Origin of the sequence: Clostridium sp. 1001271B_151109_B4 (assembly GCF_015670405.1) — a bacterium.
GTDB lineage: Bacteria > Bacillota > Clostridia > Clostridiales > Clostridiaceae > Clostridium.
In genome coordinates, this window is the sequence record NZ_JADPBQ010000054.1 from 1 (window position 1) to 1,142 (window position 1,142).

1 rRNA gene is annotated in these 1,142 nt (G+C 28.4%); it reads left to right on the forward strand.

Annotation, left to right across the window (positions count from 1 at the left end):
* The first annotated feature begins 100 nt into the window (after positions 1-100).
* Positions 101-217: ribosomal RNA gene (gene rrf / locus I4V63_RS15460) — 5S ribosomal RNA — on the forward strand.
* Positions 218-1,142 lie beyond the last annotated feature (925 nt).

Consider the following 1,142-nt stretch of genomic DNA (forward strand, 5'->3'; position numbering starts at 1 on the left):
TAAGTGCGGTAACGTATGTAGCTGACTGATACTAATAGGTCGAGGGCTTGACCAATAAAAATATAATTCATGTGCAATTTTGAGATAACAATCTCAATAATCTGGTGATGATGGCGTAGAGGAAACACTCCTTCCCATTCCGAACAGGAAAGTTAAGCTCTACAGCGTCGATGGTACTGCACGGGTGACTGTGTGGGAGAGTAGAACGTTGCCAGGTAATATAAGGTACTTAGTATAAAAGCTAAGTGCCTTTTTTGTTATATTAAAATATAGTTAAATGGTGAAGAGTAAAATTATACCTTGCACGGCTAGTAGAAAAAGATAGGTTATGTCTTTTCGAAGATCAATGAAAGTGTTAAAAATTGACCTGATAAACGTTGTCAGGTAAGAAGATACTTAGTTTATACTAGGTATCTTTTTTGTTATTTAATATTAATAATAAAAAAAGCAACGTTATAATCGTCCACTGACAAATAGAGAAAGTATATTATGTTTTTATCAGTTGATTTATCCAAGATTAATAGAAGTGTAAAGAAACACCATGATAAACGTTGCTAGGTAATGTAAGGTACTTAGTATAAAAGCCAAGTAGCTTTTTTGTTATATTAAAATATAGTTTAAATGTTAAATAGTAACGTTCTAATATTCAGCATGAAGAAGATAAGAGCAAGGTATGATTTTGCTTGGTTATTTAGAGGTGATTAATTAAAACACAAGAAAGGGTCTTGGTAAAAGATATACTATGATTTTTCATTAAAAATTAGTGAAGCTTAATCTAATGGTCAAAAATTACTTCAACGAAAATTACTATATGGATAAGAAGAGATTTGGTTTATATTAAATATTTTTTTATTATCAAATAATATTAAAAGAAAAAAATGTTCTAGTTATTTGTTAGATACAGTAAGACTCGGATAAAATTTTAAGGGAGGATTAGAGTAAAGTAATTGAATTATTAAAAGGTAATTTGATAGAGATAATATGTTTTTTATATATAAATTATTTTAGTGTTAAAAAATATAATAATAATTTTTAATAAATAAAAGAATATATCTAATTTTAAAGTGGACCCTATGTCAAGGACATTAAAAAAAGGGGCTAAGCCACTAAAAGCTGATTTCTGTATTTTACAGGAGTCAGCT